The organism is Kitasatospora sp. NPDC003701 (genome assembly GCF_053587085.1).
Map to the genome: position 1 here is coordinate 23,829 of NZ_JBSFNM010000074.1, position 17,917 is coordinate 41,745.

At 76.1% G+C, this 17,917-nt stretch carries 18 protein-coding genes and 1 pseudogene; 18 read left to right on the forward strand and 1 reads right to left on the reverse strand.

Annotated features, from left to right (window positions below):
- Positions 1 to 120 precede the first annotated feature (120 nt).
- The 18 genes and pseudogenes from ACWDRR_RS39095 to ACWDRR_RS39180 form a co-directional block, all read left to right on the forward strand.
- On the forward strand, positions 121 to 540 hold the full coding sequence (locus ACWDRR_RS39095; RefSeq protein WP_449777050.1) for an RrF2 family transcriptional regulator: 420 nt from the start codon (positions 121 to 123) through the stop codon (positions 538 to 540).
- 59 nt (positions 541 to 599) lie between these two features.
- Positions 600 to 1,481, forward strand: a complete 882-nt coding sequence (locus ACWDRR_RS39100; RefSeq protein WP_449777051.1) for a DsbA family oxidoreductase — start codon at positions 600 to 602, stop codon at positions 1,479 to 1,481.
- A 771-nt stretch (positions 1,482 to 2,252) separates the two neighbouring features.
- On the forward strand, positions 2,253 to 3,803 hold the full coding sequence (locus ACWDRR_RS39105) for an ABC transporter substrate-binding protein (RefSeq protein ID WP_449777052.1): 1,551 nt from the start codon (positions 2,253 to 2,255) through the stop codon (positions 3,801 to 3,803).
- Entirely contained in the window at positions 3,800 to 4,921 is a 1,122-nt protein-coding gene (locus tag ACWDRR_RS39110; RefSeq protein WP_449777053.1) for an ABC transporter permease, read from the forward strand. Before ACWDRR_RS39105 ends, ACWDRR_RS39110 begins: the two co-directional genes overlap by 4 nt.
- On the forward strand, positions 4,918 to 5,883 hold the full coding sequence (locus tag ACWDRR_RS39115; RefSeq protein WP_449777054.1) for an ABC transporter permease: 966 nt from the start codon (positions 4,918 to 4,920) through the stop codon (positions 5,881 to 5,883). Before ACWDRR_RS39110 ends, ACWDRR_RS39115 begins: the two co-directional genes overlap by 4 nt.
- Positions 5,864 to 7,045 carry an ABC transporter ATP-binding protein gene (locus ACWDRR_RS39120; RefSeq protein WP_449777055.1) on the forward strand — a complete coding sequence of 394 codons (1,182 nt, stop codon included), beginning with the start codon at positions 5,864 to 5,866 and terminating at the stop codon, positions 7,043 to 7,045. Before ACWDRR_RS39115 ends, ACWDRR_RS39120 begins: the two co-directional genes overlap by 20 nt.
- Positions 7,042 to 8,112, forward strand: coding sequence for an ABC transporter ATP-binding protein (locus ACWDRR_RS39125; protein WP_449777056.1), 1,071 nt, complete (start codon positions 7,042 to 7,044; stop codon positions 8,110 to 8,112). The genes ACWDRR_RS39120 and ACWDRR_RS39125 overlap by 4 nt, the downstream gene beginning before the upstream one ends.
- Complete coding sequence (locus ACWDRR_RS39130; RefSeq protein ID WP_449777057.1) at positions 8,109 to 9,293, forward strand: acyl-CoA dehydrogenase family protein; 1,185 nt, start codon at positions 8,109 to 8,111, stop codon at positions 9,291 to 9,293. Before ACWDRR_RS39125 ends, ACWDRR_RS39130 begins: the two co-directional genes overlap by 4 nt.
- 136 nt (positions 9,294 to 9,429) lie before the next feature.
- Positions 9,430 to 10,596, forward strand: coding sequence for an LLM class flavin-dependent oxidoreductase (locus ACWDRR_RS39135; RefSeq protein ID WP_449777058.1), 1,167 nt, complete (start codon positions 9,430 to 9,432; stop codon positions 10,594 to 10,596).
- Positions 10,593 to 11,567 (forward strand): alpha/beta hydrolase, encoded by a 975-nt coding sequence (locus ACWDRR_RS39140; RefSeq protein ID WP_449777059.1) that lies wholly within the window; start codon positions 10,593 to 10,595, stop codon positions 11,565 to 11,567. Before ACWDRR_RS39135 ends, ACWDRR_RS39140 begins: the two co-directional genes overlap by 4 nt.
- Positions 11,564 to 12,082 (forward strand): flavin reductase family protein, encoded by a 519-nt coding sequence (locus ACWDRR_RS39145; protein WP_449777060.1) that lies wholly within the window; start codon positions 11,564 to 11,566, stop codon positions 12,080 to 12,082. Before ACWDRR_RS39140 ends, ACWDRR_RS39145 begins: the two co-directional genes overlap by 4 nt.
- Positions 12,083 to 12,088: 6 nt before the next feature.
- Positions 12,089 to 13,189 (forward strand): LLM class flavin-dependent oxidoreductase, encoded by a 1,101-nt coding sequence (locus ACWDRR_RS39150; protein ID WP_449777061.1) that lies wholly within the window; start codon positions 12,089 to 12,091, stop codon positions 13,187 to 13,189.
- Between the two features lie 282 nt (positions 13,190 to 13,471).
- Entirely contained in the window at positions 13,472 to 14,068 is a 597-nt protein-coding gene (locus ACWDRR_RS39155; protein WP_449777062.1) for a DinB family protein, read from the forward strand.
- Between the two features lie 145 nt (positions 14,069 to 14,213).
- Entirely contained in the window at positions 14,214 to 14,615 is a 402-nt protein-coding gene (locus tag ACWDRR_RS39160) for a DUF6896 domain-containing protein (RefSeq protein WP_449777067.1), read from the forward strand.
- A 602-nt stretch (positions 14,616 to 15,217) separates the two neighbouring features.
- Complete coding sequence (locus tag ACWDRR_RS39165; RefSeq protein WP_449777063.1) at positions 15,218 to 15,373, forward strand: DUF6131 family protein; 156 nt, start codon at positions 15,218 to 15,220, stop codon at positions 15,371 to 15,373.
- 121 nt (positions 15,374 to 15,494) lie between these two features.
- Entirely contained in the window at positions 15,495 to 15,665 is a 171-nt protein-coding gene (locus ACWDRR_RS39170) for a hypothetical protein (protein WP_449777064.1), read from the forward strand.
- Between the two features lie 95 nt (positions 15,666 to 15,760).
- Positions 15,761 to 16,426, forward strand: a complete 666-nt coding sequence (locus ACWDRR_RS39175; RefSeq protein WP_449777065.1) for a HemK2/MTQ2 family protein methyltransferase — start codon at positions 15,761 to 15,763, stop codon at positions 16,424 to 16,426.
- A gap of 40 nt (positions 16,427 to 16,466) precedes the next feature.
- Positions 16,467 to 16,631 (forward strand): annotated as a pseudogene (locus ACWDRR_RS39180) (CDGSH iron-sulfur domain-containing protein); the annotation flags it as partial.
- 207 nt (positions 16,632 to 16,838) lie between these two features.
- Here the strand turns inward: ACWDRR_RS39180 and ACWDRR_RS39185 are convergent.
- Positions 16,839 to 17,917: iron-containing redox enzyme family protein (locus ACWDRR_RS39185; RefSeq protein WP_449777066.1), on the reverse strand; the 1,079-nt coding region annotated here is incomplete at its 5' end.

Genomic DNA, 17,917 nt, shown 5'->3' on the forward strand with positions numbered 1-17,917 from the left:
TCACCGGACGCTAGGCCCGGCGGCGAAAGGATGTCAAGAGGTGTCTTTTTGCGGCCATCGACCCCGCCCTTGGCGGACAAGGGACTTGAGCGACGCCGCGACCGGGGGATACTCGGGTGCATGCACATCTCCGCCAAGGCCGACTACGCCGCCCGGGCTCTGGTCGAGCTCGCCTGCGACACCTCGCGCCCACTCACCTGTGAGGCCATCGCCGCCTCCCAGGGTATCCCGTTCCGCTTCCTCAAGTCCGTGGTGGGCGAACTGCGGAGGGCCGGGCTGGTCCGCAGCCAGCGCGGCTGCGAGGGCGGCTACTGGCTCGGCCGGCCGGCCGAGGAGATCACCCTGCTGGACGTGGTCCGCGCGGTGGACGGCGAGGTGATCACCCTGCGCGGCGAGCCGTTGACCGCACTCGACTACCCGGGCCCCGCGCACGCCCTGCCGTCGGTCTGGCGCAGCGTCGAGGAGCGCGCGGTGGAGATCCTCTCGGGGACGACCGTCGCCCGGCTGGTGCGGTCCGGCGACCGGGTGGCGACGGCGTGAGCGCGGGCGCGGCGGCCGGGAGCGGGCCCGGGGCGGGGACCGCGGGCGCGGTGGAGGTCGTGGAGTACACCGACCCGATGTGCCCGTGGTCCTGGGCGGCCGAGCCGAGGCTGCGCGCCCTGCTGCGGGAGTCGGACGGGCACTGCCGGCACCGGCGGGTCTTCGGCATCCTGTTCGACGACGACGAGGAGCCCGCGCCGGATCCCGCCGCCGAGACGGCCTGGTACGCGCGGTACGTGGAGCAGATCACCGACCGCGCGGGTGCGCCGCGGGCCGCCCGGCTGGGCTGGGTGGCGGCGAGCAGCCGGCCGTCCTCGCTGGCGGCGGCAGCGGCCGAGGCGCAGGGCCCGCTGGTCGCCGAGCGGGTGCTGCGCCGACTGCGGGAGAGCGTCTTCGTCCTCGGCGAGCCCGCCGACACCCCGGAGCGGGTGCTCGCGGCGGTGGCGGGGGTGCCGGGGCTCGACGAGGTGCGGCTGCGGGCCGATCTGGCCTCCGCGGCCGTCCGCGAGCGGGTGAGCCGCGACCGGGCCGAGGCCCGGCGGCCGCTGCCGGAGGTGATCGGGCTGCGCGGGGACGGGCCGCACCCGGGGGCGGCGAAGGAGACCGAGGACGGCGGCCACCGGTACGCGCTGCCGACGCTGGTGTTCACCGGGCCGCGCGGGCGGCGGGTGGTCCCGGGGTGGCGGACGGCGCGCGAGTACCGGGACGCGCTGGCGGCGGTCTCCCCCGAACCGCTGCCGGCGCCGGGGCGCGCTCCCACGGTCGGGGAGCTGCTGGAGCGGTACCGGAGCCTGACGGGGCCCGAGCTGGCGGGTGCGACCGGCGGGCCGCCGGCCGGCGCCCTGCGCGTGCCGACCGCGAACGGCGACGTCCTGCTCCACCCGGAGGAGCGCTCCGGCCCGGCGTTCACGGCAGCGTCCCGGTCCCCCGGCGGCGGCTGACGACCGCCACCGGAGCGGCCGGCGACGGCCGAGGCCGGATGAACGCGTTCCGCCTGCCGGGACGCACCGCCGCGAGAGGCGAAGACGTCACACGCCGCCACCCCGCGGGCCGTCGGCGGGCCCGGGCCGGGTGGCGCAACGGCGCTCCGTGGGCGTCGCAACCGGTCGGCGTGAACGGCGTGTTGAGGAAGTGTTGCAGCACCCCCCGCGGCAAAGAGACACCTTTTGGTGTCCATTGACAGCAGGCCGCTGACCTGGCCAGGATGAGGCCATGACCTCCACGCACCCCCTCCCGGTGCGCCGCTGGACGAGTCACCGACGCACCAGCAGCGCCCTCTGTTGTTGACCGCGTCCGGACCCGGCGGCCACCGCACCGCCGGACCTCGGCCCGCCCGGCCGGACCGCCCGTACGGGGCCTGAGCGAGGGCCTCCGGCTCTCGGCCCCCGAGCGGCCCTGGGCCCGGCCCGCCGCCACCCCAACCCCGGTCCCCGGCGACCGCCCACGCACCGCCGCCCCGGCCCGCAGGGCCCGCCGACGGGCCCGTCCGCACCCGGCTCCGCCCCCTCACGCAACGCCCGGCCCCGGCCGGCCGGGCGCGGGACGCGCCGTCCACCACCGCGCCTCGCGCCCCGCGTCCCCGTACTCGCCGTTCCCCGTACCCGCCGTACTCCCCCTGCCGCCGGCCGCCCCCGCCGGTGTCCGCCACGCGCCCGCTCCCCGTGCCCGCCGCCCGGCGTCGCCGCGCACCCTCCGAAAGGTGACCAACCGCCATGACCAGCTCCTCCACCGACCGCCCGCAGCTCGGCAGACGCTCCCTGCTCGGTCTCGGCCTCGGCCTCGGCGCCTCCCTCGCCCTCGCCGCGTGCGGCGCCCCCGGGCAGGCCGGTACGGGCGGCGGCACCGGCGGCGGCACCCTCAAGTGGGGCTGGGCGCTGCCGACTTCATGGGACCCGGTGTTCTCCTCGGCCGGCTGGGACGTCCACGCGCTGTCGCTGGTCTACGCGGGCCTCACCAAGCTCGACGAGCAGGGCAGCGCCGTCCCGGCCCTCGCCACCGCCTGGACGTTCAGCGCCGACGGCAGCTCGGTCACCTTCACCCTGCGCCCCGGGCTGATGTTCTCCGACGGCAGCCCGCTGGACGCCGCGGCCGTCAAGAAGAGCCTGGACCGCGGGCGCACCGAGGCCAAGTCGCTGGTCGCCCCGCAACTCACCGGCGTCCGCGAGGTGTCGGCACCCGACGCGCGGACCGTGGTGCTCCAGCTCTCCCGCCCCGACTACCAGATCCCCAACCTGCTCGCCGGCAAGACCGGCATGATCGTCAACCCGAAGGCCTTCGAGTCGGACGCCGCCGGGCTGGCCACCCGGCCCGCCGGCGCCGGGCCGTTCACCCTCACCTCCTACACCCAGAACGCCAAGGCCGTCCTGCGGCGCAACCCCGGCTACTGGGACGCGACCGCGATCAAGCTGGAGAACTTCGAGGTCTACCCGCTGCCGGACGCCGCCACCGTGGTGGCCGGGCTGCAGTCCGGGCAGTTCGACGTGGCCCAGATCCCCGGCAGCCAGGTGGCCGCGGCCAAGGCGGCGGGCCTGGAGGTGCAGGTGATCCCGTCGCTGGTGGTGGCGGTGCTGGACGTCAACGTCGAGAAGGCGCCGTTCGACAACCCCAAGGTGGTCGAGGCACTGAAGTTCGCGATCGACCGCGAGGCCCTGGTGAAGACGCAGCTCTTCGGCTACGGCGAGGTCAACTACCAGCCCTTCCCCAAGGGTTACGTCGGCCACGACCCCGCCTCGGCCGACCTCTTCCGGTACGACCCGGTGAAGGCACGGGCGCTGCTCACCGAGGCCGGCCACCCCGACGGGGTCGACCTCACCCTGACCACCACGGCCGCCCAGGGGCTGCCCGAGCAGCTGCAGGCCCAGCTGAAGGAGGTCGGCATCCGGGCCACCATCGACGTGGTCCCGGCGGCGCAGGCCACCCAGATCGTCTACATCCAGCACGCCAAGGCCCTGTTCACCGACCAGTTCGCGGGCCGCGACTCCGCGGCGCAGGCCTTCCAGGTGCTGTTCGGCGAGCAGGGCCTGATGAACCCGGGCCGGCGCACCCCGCCGGAGCTGGCGGCCGCCGTCGAGCAGGTCTCGCGCACCCCGCTGGACTCGCCGGAGTACCCGAAGGCGCTCCAGGCAGCGACCGCGCTCGCGGTGCGCACGATGCCCAACACCTTCCTCTACAGCGTCCCCCGGCTGCTGGCGCGGCGGAAGTCCGTCTCGCCGATCCCCGCCTTCACGGTGGTGCAGCGGTTCGAGGGGGTGAGCGCGTCGTGAGCGCCGTCCTGCCGCACCCGGGGGCCCGGCGGGCGGGCCCGCTCGCCCGCCGGGCGGCGCGCGCCCCGCGCTCACTGGGACGGGTGCTCGCGGGCACCACCACCGTCTTCCTGCTCTCCTCGCTGCTCACCTTCGGCCTGGGCGCCGTCTCGGACGCCAACCCGGCCGCCGCCGTCCTCGGCGAGACCGCCACCGCGGCCGACATCGCCCGGCTGGACCACGAGTTCGGCCTGGACCGGCCGCTGCCCGCGCAGTACGGCGACTGGCTGGTCCACGCGGCCGGCGGCGACCTCGGGATCTCCTGGTTCACCACCGTGCCGGTCGCCGACTCGATCGCCACCGCGCTCCCGGTCGACCTCTCCATCGCCGGCCTGGCGCTGCTGCTGGCCGTCCTGCTCGGCGGCGCGGCCGGCATCGCGGCGGCGCTGAGCAACGGCGGCCGGCTGGACCGCGCGGTCACCGCCGTCTGCACCCTCCTCGGCACCCTGCCCGCCTTCGTGATCGCGATCGGCCTGATCACCCTGGTCGCCGTCCAGCTGCGGCTGCTGCCCTCCGGCGGGTACGTGCCGTTCTCCCAGCAGCCCGGCGAGTGGCTGCGGTTCGCCCTGCTGCCCGCGCTGGCCCTCAGCCTGGACGCCGCCGCCGGCATCGCCCGCCAGCTGCGGACCTCACTGGTCGCGGAGCTGCGCCGGAACTACGCGACCGGCGCCCTGATGCGCGGACTGTCCGGCCGCCGGGTGCTGTTCGGCCACGCGCTGCGCAACGCCGCCGGCCCGGCCGTCACCGTCCTCGGCATGAGCGTGCCCGTCCTGATCGGCGGCGCCGTGGTCACCGAACGGATCTTCAACCTGCCGGGGATCGCCCAACTCTCCCTGCGCGCCGCCGAACAGCACGACGTGCCGGTGATCCAGGGCACCCTGCTGGTCACCGTCGCGGTGGTCCTCGTGGCCAACCTGGCCGTCGACGCCCTGCTCTTCGCGCTCAACCCGGCGGCCCGCCGCGGGCCTCGGCCGGGCGGGCGCGCGGTAGCGGCGGCGGCGAGCGGACCGGCAACGGCGACCGGACCGACGGCGGCAAGCGGACCGACGGCCGGGCCGGCGACGGGAGGGGCCCGGTGAACCCGCTGCGCACCGCCCTGCGGGTGCCCGTCGCCCGCGCCGCGCAGGCCGTGCTGGCCGTCGTCCTGCTGCTGGCCCTGTTCGGCGGGTGGATCGCCCCGACGGACCCGCTCGCCCAGGACACCGCCCACATCCTGGGCGCCCCCGGCGCGGACCACCTGCTGGGCACCGACTACCTGGGACGCGACGTACTGAGCCGGCTGCTGGCCGGCACCGGGCTCTCCGTGCTCGCCGCCGTCGAGGCGGTGGCCGTCGCCGCCCTGCTCGGGGTCGTCCCCGGCCTGCTGTCGGTGCGGTTCGGATCGGCCGGGTCCTGGCTGGCGCTGCGCGCCGTGGACTCCCTGATGACGCTGCCGTTCACGCTCTTCGCGATCGCCGCCGTCGGCCTGCTCGGCAACGGGCTCCACCAGGCGATGCTGGCGCTCGGCGTGCTGCTCTCGCCGCTGTTCTTCCGCGTCACCCGGGCCGCCGCGCTCGGGCTGGACCGCGCCCAGTACGTCGAGGCCGCCGAGCTGATGGGCGCCTCCCGGGCCTGGATCCTGCGGGTGCACATCTGGCGCAAGGTGCTGCCGACCGTCGCCGTCACCACCGCACACGCGCTGGCCACCGGCCTGCTGACGGTCTCCTCCCTCACCTTCCTCGGGATCGGCGTCCAGCCGCCGGCCCCGACCTGGGGCGGCATGCTCGCCAGCGACCTCGGCTTCCTGGCCCAGCAGCCGTGGGCGCCGCTCCCGCCGGCCCTGCTGATCATGCTCACCGTCGGGGCGCTGAACCTGCTCGCCGACGTCCTCGCCGACGGCGACCGCACCGGCGCCCCCGCCACCGCCCGCACGCGGCGGGCGGGGGCGAAGCGGGCCGCGGCGGACGCCGGCGGGGCCCGGGCCCGGACCCAGGACGCACCGGAGCCCGCCGCCACCGGACCGGACCGGAAGGAGCACGACCATGTCCCACACCCCGCCTGAACCCACCGCCGCCGGACCGGCCCGGGGCCGTCCCGCGCGCACCGCCACCCTGCGGGTCGAGGGCCTGCACGTGACCGTCGGCCACGGCCGCACCGAGGCCGTCCGCGACGTCTCCTTCGAGGTGCTCCCCGGCGAAGCCGTCGGGCTGGTCGGCGAGTCCGGCAGCGGCAAGACGCTCACCTGCCGCTCGGTGCTCGGCCTGCCCGCGCCCGGGGTCTCCGTCGCCGCCGGACGGATCGTCCTCGGCGGCACGACGGGCGACGGCCCGACGGGCGGCGGCCCGACGGGCGGCGGCATCACAGGCGGCATCACGGGCGGCACGACGGACGCCGGCCCGACGGACCACGAGCCCGCGGACCTCACCGCCCTGACCGACCGCCAGTGGCAGCAGGTGCGCGGCACCCGGCTCGGCGCCGTGTTCCAGGACCCGGGCTCGTACCTCAACCCCACCCTCACCGTCGGGCGCCAGCTCGGCGAGCCGCTGCGCCGCCGCGGGCTCACCCGGGCCGGGGCCCGCCGGCGGACGCTGGAGCTCTTCGCGGCCGTCGGCCTGCACGACCCGGAGCGGGTCCACGACAGCTACCCGCACGAGCTCTCCGGCGGCATGCTCCAGCGCGTCCTGATCGCCGTCGCGATCTCCGGCGACCCGCAGCTGCTGGTCGCCGACGAGGCCACCACCGCCCTGGACACCGTCGTCCAGGCCGAGGTGCTGGACCTGCTGGGCGAGCTGCGGGAACGGCACGGGCTGGCCCTGCTGCTGGTCAGCCACGACCTGGCGGTGGTCGCCGAGGTGTGCGACCGGGTCCTCGTCCTCTACGCCGGCGAGATCGTCGAGGAGGGCCGCACCGCGGATGTGGTCGCCTCCCCCGCCCACCCGTACACCGAAGCGCTGCTGCGGGTCGCCTCGCTGGGCCGGCGCAGCCGCCGGGAGCTCGCCGTCATCCCCGGCCGGCCGCCCGAACCCGGCGCCGCCGGCCCCGGCTGCCGCTTCGCCCCGCGCTGCGAGTACGCCACCGCGGCCTGCACCGAGCAGGGCGTCCCGCTCACGCCGGTCCCCGGGGCCGACGGCCGGGCGGTGCGCTGCCTGCGCGCCGGAGAGCTGTCCCTCACCGGCGTCCTCGAACCGACGAACGCCCTCGAACGAACGGAGGTCCCGGTATGAGCACCGCCACCGCCTCGACGCTCCCGGCGGCCCCGGCCGGGCCGGCGCCCGCCGTCGGAGCCGCCACCCTGCGGGTCGAGGGCCTGGAGGTCAGCTACGGCCGCACCCCCGTCCTGACCGGGGTCGACCTGGAGGCGCGCTCCGGCGAGATCCTGGGCATCATCGGCGAGACCGGCTCCGGGAAGACCACCCTGGCCCGGGCCGTGGCCGGGCTCGCGCCCGTCGCCGCCGGCCGGATCACGGTGGCCGGCGCCGACCGCACCGCCCTGCGCGGCCGGGCCCTGCGGGCGGCCCGCCGCGCCGGGACCGTCCAGTACATGTTCCAGGACCCGCTGCGCTCCCTCGACCCCGACCTGACGGTCGCCCGCCTGGTCGGCGAACCACTCGCGGTGGCGGGCGTGCCCCGCGCCGAACGCGGCCCCCGGGTGCGGGAGGCGCTCGACCGGGTCGGCCTGGACCCGGCCCTCGCCGACCGCACCCCCGGCGCGCTCTCCGGCGGCCAGCGCCAGCGCGTTGCCCTGGCCCGCGCGATCGTCGGACGGCCCCGGCTGCTCCTGGCCGACGAACCGGTCAGCGCCCTGGACGCCTCCAACCGCAACCACGTGCTGCGCCTGCTCGACCGGCTCCGCCGTGACCTGGGCCTGGCCGTGGTGGTGATCTCGCACGACCTCGACTCGCTGGCCGGCATCGCCGACCGGATCGCCGTGCTCTACCGGGGCCGGATCGTCGAACAGGGCCCGGCGGAGGCGGTGCTGGACAGTCCGCTGCACCCGTACAGCGCGCTGCTGGCCGCCTCGGCGCCGAGCCCGGACCCCGCGCGGCGGGCCGAACTGCGGCTGCTGCGGACCCCCGCCCGGTCCGCCGTCCCCGGCGGGGGCTGCGGGTTCGCGCACCGGTGCCCGTTCGCGGACGCGGCGTGCGCGGTGCGCCCGGAGCTCGCCCCGACCGCCGCCGCCGGCCCCGCGCACGCCGCCGCCTGCCACCACAGCCCCGACTGGCGGGCCCGCCTACCGCACCCGGCGCCCGCCGTCACGACCGTCAGCACCCCTACGGAGCACGCCCGATGACCCAGGCACCGACCACCGCCGCCCGGCCCGCTCCCCCGCCGCCCGACCTCGACGGCCTGCCCGCCCTGACCGCCGCCCTCGCGGCACGCGCCGCCGAGCACGACCGGGACGCCACCTTCCCCGCCGAGGGGGTCGCGCTCGTCCACCGGGCGGGCCTGCTCACCGCGACCGTCGCCGAACGGCACGGCGGCCCCGGCCGCGGCCTCGCCGACACGGTACGGATCCTGCGCGCCCTCGGGGAGGGCGACCCGGCGGTCGCCCTGGTGACCGCGATGACCCTGTTCGTCCACGCGGCCGAGGCGCGCGAGGCCCACTGGCCGGCCGGCCCGCTGGCACAGCTGCTCGCCGAGTCCGCCGAGCGCCCGACCCTGGTCAACCACGTCCGGGTGGAGCCCGAGCTCGGCACCCCCGTGCGCGGCGGGCTGCCCGCGACCGTGGCGCGGCGGCGGGGCGACGCCTGGGAGCTGACCGGGCGCAAGATCTACTCCACCGGCGCCCCCGCGCTGCGCTGGCTGCTGGTGTGGGCCCGCACCGACGAACCCGAGCCCCGGGTCGGCTCGTTCCTGGTCCGCGGCGACCTGCCCGGCATCACCGTCGAACCGACCTGGGACCACCTGGGTCTGCGGGCCAGTCGCAGCGACGACGTGCTGCTGGACGCGGTACGGGTCCCGCTCGACCACACCGCCCGGCTGGCCGCACCCGCGCCGGACGCCGGGCGGGACGTACTCGGCGGCGCCTGGAACTCGCTCGGCCTGACCGCCCTCTACCTCGGCGTCGCCCGCGCGGCGCAGGCCTGGCTCACCGGCTTCCTGCACGAGCGGACCCCGAGCGCCCTGGGCGCGCCGCTGGCGAGCCTGCCCCGGTTCCAGAGCGAACTCGGCCTGATCGACATCGAACTCGGCGGCGCCGAGCGGCTGGTCGCCGCGCTGGCCGCGGCCGCCGACGCGGGCGACCCGCAGGCCGCCGAGGAGGCACCCGGCGCGAAGCTGCTCGGCACGCGCGCCGCCGTCGACTCCGTCCAGCGGGCCGTGGGGCTGGTCGGCAACCACGGTCTGACCCGGCACCACCCGCTCCAGCGGCACCTGCGCGACGTGCTGTGCAGCCGGGTGCACACCCCGCAGGACGACACCGTCCTGCTCGCCCGGGGCCGAGCCGCCCTGCACCGCCCGCCGCTCTCCTGAGCCGCTTCCCGAACCGCCGTACCTCCTGAGCACCACTCCCGCCGCTCTCCCGACCCGCTCCCCCGAACCTCCTGACCCACCACTCACGCCGCCCCGGCGTTCCTCCCAACCCCCTTGCCAAGAAAGGCACCTCGCCATGCCCGTCGAGTTCATCGGCATGATCTCCACCCACGACGTCTCCGAGACCCGCGCCGCGTACGGCCCGGTGGTCGACCCCGACTACACCCGCCGCTTCGCCCGGGCCCACGAGGAGGCCGGCTTCGACCGGATCCTGGTCGCGCACTCCTCCGCCAGCCCCGACCCCAACCAGGTCGCCGCGTTCGCCGCCGCCAACACCGAGCGGCTGGGCCTGCTGATCGCGCACCGCCCCGGCTTCATCGCGCCGACGGTCGCCGCCCGCACCTTCGCGACCCTGGACCAGTTCTCCGGCGGCCGGGTCGCCGTCCACATCATCACCGGCGGCCACGACGCCGAGCAGCGCCGCGACGGCGACTACCTGACCAAGGACGAGCGCTACGCCCGCACCGACGACTACCTGACCGTGCTCACCAAGGCGTGGACGGCCGAGAGCCCGTTCGACCACGAGGGCCCGTACTACCGCCTCGCCGCCTTCAAGTCCGAGGTCCTGCCCGCGCAGCAGCCGCGCATCCCGCTGTTCTTCGGCGGCTCCTCCGAGGCCGCCTACCGGGTCGGCGGCAAGCACGCCGACACCTTCGCGCTGTGGGGCGAGCCGCTGGCCGAGACCGCCCAGCAGATCGCCTCCGTCCGCGCCGCCGCCACCGCCGCGGGCCGCACCGACGTCCAGGGGATCAGCGTCTCCTTCCGCCCGATCCTCGGCCGCACCGAGGAGGAGGCCTGGGACCGCGCCCACCGCATCCTGGCCACCATCAAGGAGCGCGGCGACGTCTTCGGCGGGCGCCGTCGGATCCTGCCGACCGGGCCCGGCGCCACCCCGCAGAACGTCGGCTCCCAGCGGCTGCTGGCCGCCGCCGCCAAGGGCGACCGGCACGACCGCGCGCTGTGGACGGCCCCCGCCGCGGCGACCGGCGCCGCCGGGAACTCGACCGCCCTGGTCGGCACGCCGGAGACGGTCGCCCAGGCCCTGCTGGACTACGTCGACCTCGGCGCCACCACGCTGCTGATCCGCGGCTACGACCCGCTGGACGACGCGCTCGACTACGGCAAGGAGCTCATCCCGCTGGTGCGCCAGGAGGTCGCCCGCCGCGACGCCCGCGCGGCCCGGGCCGCCGAGGCGGAGCGGGCCGAGCAGGCCGCCGTCGCGGTGGCCGGTGCGGCCCGATGACCACCGCCGCCACCAGCCCCGCCCCTGCCCCCGCCCCTGTCCTCGCCGCTGCCCCTGCCGCTGCCCCTGCCGCTGTCCCTGCGCCCGACCCGGTCGTGGACGCCGGCCCGTCCGCCGTGGTCTGGGAGCCCGCCGCCGGGGTCACCGTGCGCGGCACCGTCCTGCTGCTGCCCGGCCGGGGCGAGCACCCGGGCGTGTACACCCGCTTCGGCCGGCGGCTGGCCTTCGACGGCTACCGCGTCGTCGCCCGGGTCGCCCCCGCTGCCCGGATCGCCCCCGCCGGCCAGGTCGTCCCCGGCGGCCAGGTTTCCCCCGCCGGCCAGGTCGCCCCCGCCGGCCAGGCCTCGCCCGCTGCCGGGGCCGGCCTGCCGGACCTGGCCGGCCCGGTCGCCGAGGCCCGCGACACCGCGCCACCCGGCACCCCCGTGGTCCTGGCCGGCTCCGACACCGGCGCCCTGCTCGCCCTGGCCGCCGCCCGCCACGCCGCCCCCGACGGGCTGCTGCTCGTCGGCCTGCCCACGGCACCCGTCGCCGGGTCCGCCGACGACGCCTGGACCGACGAGCTCGACGCCCGGACGTCCTGCCCGGCGCACCGGGGCCTGCTGGCCGCCGACCCGGACTTCCGGCCCGGCGCGCTCGGCGAGGACGTGCCCGCCGCTCTCGCCGAGGCCGCCGAGAACGCCGCCCCCGGCGTACCGGCCCTCGTGGTGCACGGCGCCGCCGACCCGGTGTCGCCGACCGCCACCGCGCGGCGTTTCGCCGGGCGGCTCGCGGCCGAACTCGTCCTGGTCGCCGACGGCCGGCACGACGCGCTCAACGACGCCGCCCACCGCAGCGTCGCCGCCGCCGTCGTCCAGTGGCTGGAGCGACTGCGCGGCGGCCCGCACCTGCCCGCCCAGATCCGCACCGACGACCGCTTCGCGGGCGGGCCCACCCCCGGCCCGCCCGCCCTGGAAGGAGACCGGGCATGACCACCCTCGACGAGCGGCCCGCACTCGCCGGCCCCCGCGCCGCCGACCTGCTCCGCAGCGCCCTGCGCCGGCACGCGGCCGGCGTCACGGTGATCACCGTGGCGGGCCCCGGCGGCCACGCCGGCTTCACCGCCACCTCGTTCACCTCGGTGAGCCTGGAGCCCGCCCTGGTGTCCTTCTACCTGTCGGCCACCGCCTCCGCCGCACCCGCGGTGCGGGACGCCGAGGCCTACACCGTGCACCTCCTGCGCGACGACCAGCAGGAGCTGGCGAACCGGTTCGCCCGCAGCGGGATCGACCGGTTCGCCGGCACGGACTGGCACACCGGTCCGTACGGCACACCCGTCCTCGCGGGCGCCGCCGCCCGGCTGACCGCCCGTCCGTTCCTGCTCCAGCCGGTCGGCGACCACCTGCTGGTCGTCGGCGAGGTGCTGGACGTCGACACCGCCGGCGGCCCGCCGCTGGTCCACCACGACGGCGGCTACGGCGGGTTCGCCCCGGCACGGGAGGGCTGAGCCGCCATGGCGCTGACCGCCCACTGGTTCCTGCCGACCACCGGGGACAGCCGGCACGTCGTCGGCGGCGGCCACGGCTCGACGCCCGGCACGGCCGGGTCCGACCGGCCGCCGAGCATCGCCTACCTGGGCCAGATCGCGCGCACCGCCGAGCAGTTGGGCTTCACCGGGGCGCTGACCCCGACCGGCGCCTGGTGCGAGGACGCCTGGCTGACCACCGCGATGCTCACCCGGGTCACCGAGCGGCTCAAGTACCTGGTGGCCTTCCGGCCCGGCCAGCTCAGCCCCACGCTGGCCGCCCAGATGGCCACGAGCTACCAGAACCAGTCGGGCGGTCGGCTGCTGCTCAACGTCGTCACCGGCGGGGAGTCGGCCGAGCAGCGCGCGTACGGGGACTTCCTCGACAAGGCCGGCCGCTACGCCCGCACCGGGGAGTTCCTGGACATCACCGGCCGGCTGTGGCGCGGTGAACAGGTCGACCACCGGGGCGCCCATCTGCGGGTCGAGGGCGCCCGGTTGACCCGGCTGCCCGCACCGGTGCCCGAGGTGTACTTCGGCGGTTCCTCGCCCGAGGCCGCCGAGGTCGCCGCCCGGCACGCCGACGTCTACCTCACCTGGGGCGAACCGCCCGCCATGGTGGCGGAGAAGGTCCGGCACGTCCGCGAACTCGCCGCCCGCCACGGCCGCAGCCCGCGGTTCGGCATCCGGCTGCACGTCATCACCCGGGACACCCCGGAGGCGGCGTGGGCGGAGGCCGGACGGCTGCTCGCCGGCATGGACCCGGCGCGGATCGCCGGCACCCAGCAGGCGCTGGCCCGCAGCGAGTCCGAGGGGCAGCGGCGGATGCGCCTGCTGCACGGCGGCTCGACCGACCGGCTGGAGATCTCGCCCAACCTCTGGGCCGGGATCGGCCTGGTACGCGGCGGCGCGGGCACCGCCCTGGTCGGCGACCACACCGAGGTGGCCGACCGGATCGAGGAGTACCACCGGCTGGGCATCGACGAGTTCATCCTCTCCGGCGCCCCGCACCTGGAGGAGGCGTACTGGGTCGGCGAGAACGTGCTGCCGATCCTCGCCGACCGGGGGCTCTGGAAGCGCGAACCCTGACGGCGGGGGTGGCGGGGAGCTGCTCCCCGCCACCCCCGCCGTCGCCTCGTGCCGATCGTTCGAAGTGGCCGCAGGGCGCGGCGAGGCGGACCCGCGACCCGCCCGAAAGCGGCCCGTCCCGCCGGATGACAGCAGCTGAGAGGCTGTCTCACCCGGCACGTTGCGCCAGCTTCCGGTGGCAGGTCAGGGCGGCGGCCGCGGCCGGTCCCCGGCTCTGCCGGCCGGTGCGGACCGCGTACGGGATCTTGAGACCACGAGCAGCCCGTGGCAGGCTCATGGCGCATGATCGATGACTTCGCGAAGGACAACCTGCACGGGAGACTGCGGCGGGACCGCAAGGCGCTGCTCTGGAAACTCGACGGCTTGTCCGAATACGACGCCCGCCGACCTTTGACAGCGACCGGGACCAACCTCCTCGGCCTGGTCAAACACGTGGCCACCGTCGAGGCCAGGTACTTCGGCGAGGTCTTCGACCGGCCTTCCCCGGAACCGCTGCCCCGGTGGCAGGACTCCGACGGCAGCGATCTGTGGGCGACCGAGGACGAGACCCGCGATCAGATCATCGGGTTCTACCTGCGGACGTGGGAACACTCGGACGCGACGATCAAGGAGCTTCCCCTCGACGCCCCGGGCCACGTGCCGTGGTGGCCGGATCCTCGCCCCAACACGAACCTGTTCGCCATCATGGTCCATGTCCTCGGCGAGTCCAACCGGCACACTGGCCACGCCGATATCCTGCGCGAGGGCCTGGACGGCCGGACCGGGGTGCGCGCCGAACACGAGAAGCAGATCGACCGGCAAGCCCGCACAGCCCACTGGGCGAAGATCGAGCAGGCCGCCAGGTCGGCCGCACCGACCAAGGCGTGGCCTGCCGCTTGACCCGCAGGCCAAGTGATGTGGGCTCTGGCACGGTGAACTGCACCCGTGGGAGGATCGCGATCCTTGATCACGTGATGATGCCGCGGAGGATGCGTTGCAGAGGTTGGGGAGCGACGCTGCGTCAGCACACTCATCGCGAGACTTGGTGCTCGCCTTCGTCCGCGATCTCGGCGCGGCCGGCACCGCGATGCGGGAGGCATTCCCTGCGCTGGAGCGGCTGGCTGACGTGCTGGTGCTCGCCCGCTCGGGGCAGATCAGCCGCAGCGGTGAGGCCGGCAGGTACTCATACCTGGTACACGGTGCGGGTTGTCGAATGACAGGCCCGAGCGGGATCGACGTCGACTTCGTCGACGGGGCGGAGGCCTTCGACTTCTGGCGCCTGCGTTGCTACGGACAAAGCCTGCCTACGCCTGTCGACCCCACGGCGGAAGAGCTACGGGCGGCGGTCGAGAACCTGAAGGACCTCCTGGCCGAGGTGAGGCCCGGGTGGTTCACGGTGTCCGGCCATCATGACGGACTTGCCGGGACTGACGTGTCTGGCGCCTGACTCAACCGGCCCTGCCTTCAGTTGCCGCTCAGGACCCGTCCGCGGCCTGCCCCGATCGTCCGGGCTCGGTGCCCTTCTCGTGGTGGGCGGGCCAGGGCGGAGCTGCGTGTGGGCGACGACCACCAGCCGTGTCCACCGGTCGGCCGCCTCCGCACTGCGAAGCCCCGGCTTCCTCCGGCCCAGTGTCTGCTTGAACCGGCGAAACGTGTGCTCGATGTCGAACCGCCGCAGGGACGACTGCCAGCAGCGATCGACATCAGCCGGGGTGGCTCCGGTGCCGGACCGCCGGAGCCGGACCGGCTTGTTGACCCCGCCGCTGGGCAGCCTCTCGACGGAGTCGGTCGGCAGTGGCGGCGGCGACGTCCGCGCCGGACTCCAGTCGGGCCGCGTCCAGGGTCGCGGTCCAGGAGGCGCGGCCGGTCTCCGGTGCGGCCACGGCCGCACGTGAACCCGTACGGCCGCTGAGCGCCCCACCCCGGGACGCCATGGTGCGACATGTCGCCAATGTCGGATTGAAGACCCGAAAACCGGAAAGACGCGGTGTGACCTCCCCAGCGGCGGAAGGCCATCAATCCCGTGGGGGACCAAAAACGGAGGTCATCGTGATCGTCCTCGGAGTCATCCTCCTCGTCATCGGGTTCGTCACCGGCATTTCCATCCTGTGGACCATCGGCCTCATCCTGGCCCTCGTCGGGCTCGTCCTGTGGATCATGGGCGCTGTCGGCCACGAGGTCGGCGGCCGCCGCCACTACTGGTAGACACCGGCCGTCGACACTCCCGCGGTGACTCGACCGCGGAAACCGGGACAGGGAGGCGGGAGAGCCGCCTCCGGTCTCCTCCGGTCCGGCAGGAGACGCCACGCAGCGAGAGAAGAGAGCCATGAGCACCCCCCACGACGACACCGCGCGGGACGACGAGCAGGTACGGGAGCGGTCCGCGGAGGAGCGATCCATCGTGGCGCCCACTCCGGCGGACGTCCGTGCCAAGGGCGAAGGATCGGACGACGAGGAGGAGCCCGAGGCGCCCGCGGCGGACGTCCAGGCTCCGTAGGACCCGGGCAACCTGTCCCGGTTCCACGACACCCCCGCCCCGAGTTCGGGCCGCCGACCCTGTGTGGGCGGCACCGAACTGGGCAGCCGCCCGGCATGCTGCTGATCAGACCGCCGGGCGTGTACCCGCCCCAGGGCGACACCGAACTGCTCATCTCCTGCCTGCTCCGCGAGCCGCTGGACGCCACCCGCCGGGTGCTCGATCTCGGGACCGGCACCGGGGCGGTGGCCCTGGCCGCCGCCGGTACCGGTGCCCGGGTCACCGCCGTGGACCTGTCCGGACGTGCCGTCGCCGCCGCCTGGCTGAACACCCGGCTGCACCTGCACCGGGTCCGGCTGCGCCAGGGCGACCTGCTGGAGCCGGTGGGCGGGCAATGGTTCGACCTGATCGCCGCCAACCCGCCGTACGTGCCCGCCGACACCGCCGGGACCACAGCGGACACCCCGGGTGCGGGTGCGGGGCTGGCCTGGGACGCCGGGCGGGACGGGCGGCTGGTGCTGGACCGGATCTGCCGGGAGGCACCGAGGCTGCTCGCCCCGGGGGGCGTGCTGCTGGTGGTCCAGTCCTCGCTCGCGAACGTCCCGAAGACGCTCGTCGCACTGCGGCGGGCCGGTTTGCGGGTGGCGGCGACCGCGCGGCGGCGGCAGGCGTTCGGGCCGGTGATGACGGCACGGGCGACGCTGTTCGAGCGGCTCGGACTGATCGCTCCGGGCGAGCGCGAGGAGGAGCTGGTGGTGGTGCGCGGTGTCCGGGAGCACTGAGCCGGCGGGCGGTGGGCGGTGCGGCACCGACGCCACCAGGGTGACGATCGTGCCGGGCGGCCCGGTGCTCGTCGAGGGGCCGGTCGAGGTGGTGCTGCCGGACGGGACGATCCGGCGCTCGGACCGCCCGGTGGTGGCGCTGTGCGCGTGCCGACGCAGCCGCCGCTACCCGTTCTGCGACACCAGTCACCGGCGGCGCAGCCGGGCGGGACAGCGCGCGGCGGGACAGGACGCGGCGGAGCAGGGCACGGCGGGACAGCGGGCGGCGGAGCAGGGCACGGCGGGACAGGACGCGGCGGGACAGCGGGCGGCGGAGCAGGGCACGGCGGGACAGGACGCGGCGGGACAGGGCCCGCCGGAGCAGGGCACGGCGGGACAGGACGCGGCGGGACAGGGCCCGCCGGAGCAGGGCTCAACGGGACAGGGCGTGGCCGGGGCCGTCCGGCAGGGGTGAGCGCAGCGAACTGCGCCCGGCCCGCCAGTGCTTCAGCAGATGGGCGGCGAACCGGTCGTCCACCACCTCGGTCGCGGCGATGCCGAACGCGATGTCCGGCTCCAGCTCCGCCTCGGTGGCGAGCAGCTCACCCACGACGCCGCGCCGCATCACCTGTTCGTGGACGGCGTCGGCCTCGATGTGCTCGCGGTAGAACAGCGTGCCGTCCGGCCCCGCGCCGAGCCGTTCCAGGGCCGCCGCGAGCCGGGCCGAACCCGGCGAGGAGGTGACCTCGACCACGGCGAACAGGCCGACCGCCGCGCCGCGCAGCGCCCGGTGCAGGCCGAACAGCGTCATGAGGTTGACCACCGCCAGCGCGGGCGCCGGGACGAGGTCCAGGTAGTGCCCGTAGCGGGGGTCGAGGCCCAGGTCCGCCATCATCCGGGCGAACAGCAGGGCGTGCGCCCGGTCCGAGCGGCCCGCGCCGTACTCGTCGTACGCGACGGCCATGAGGGCGGCCTGCGCCGGGCCGTGCACCCGGGGGACCATCCACATCTGCGGGTCGGCCTCCTTGAGGTGGTAGACCGAGCGGTGCACCAGGTACTCGCGGGCCTGCCAGCGCTCGCCCTCGGCCAGCAGGAAGTGTGACGGGCCGGTGCCGTCGGCGGGCTCGGTCAGCAGCCGCTCCAGCGCCGCGCCGACCGGTCGTACCGGCCCGGTCTCCGCCCGCACGGCGGCGAGGAATGGCTGCTCCAGCTCGCGCCGGAAGGCGAGGAGCGCGGGGTCCCACTCCCAGTCGGGGTCCACACCCGGCAGGCCCCGGTCGTGGAGCTCGTAGCAGAGGTGGAGGGCGAGCTGGTGGTCCTCTCCCCACGGGTCCGACCCCCTCGGGTCCACGTCCGGGCCGGGCAGCGGGTCCACGTCCGGGCCGGGCATGCTCGCCGCCGGCCCGCCGGAGCCCGTGTTCTGCGTCGGCGGGTCGCGCCAGAGCACCTCCTCCAGCGCGTCGGCGACGGTGAGCCGGCCGCCGGTGAGGGTGGCCCGGAAGCGGCGGTCGG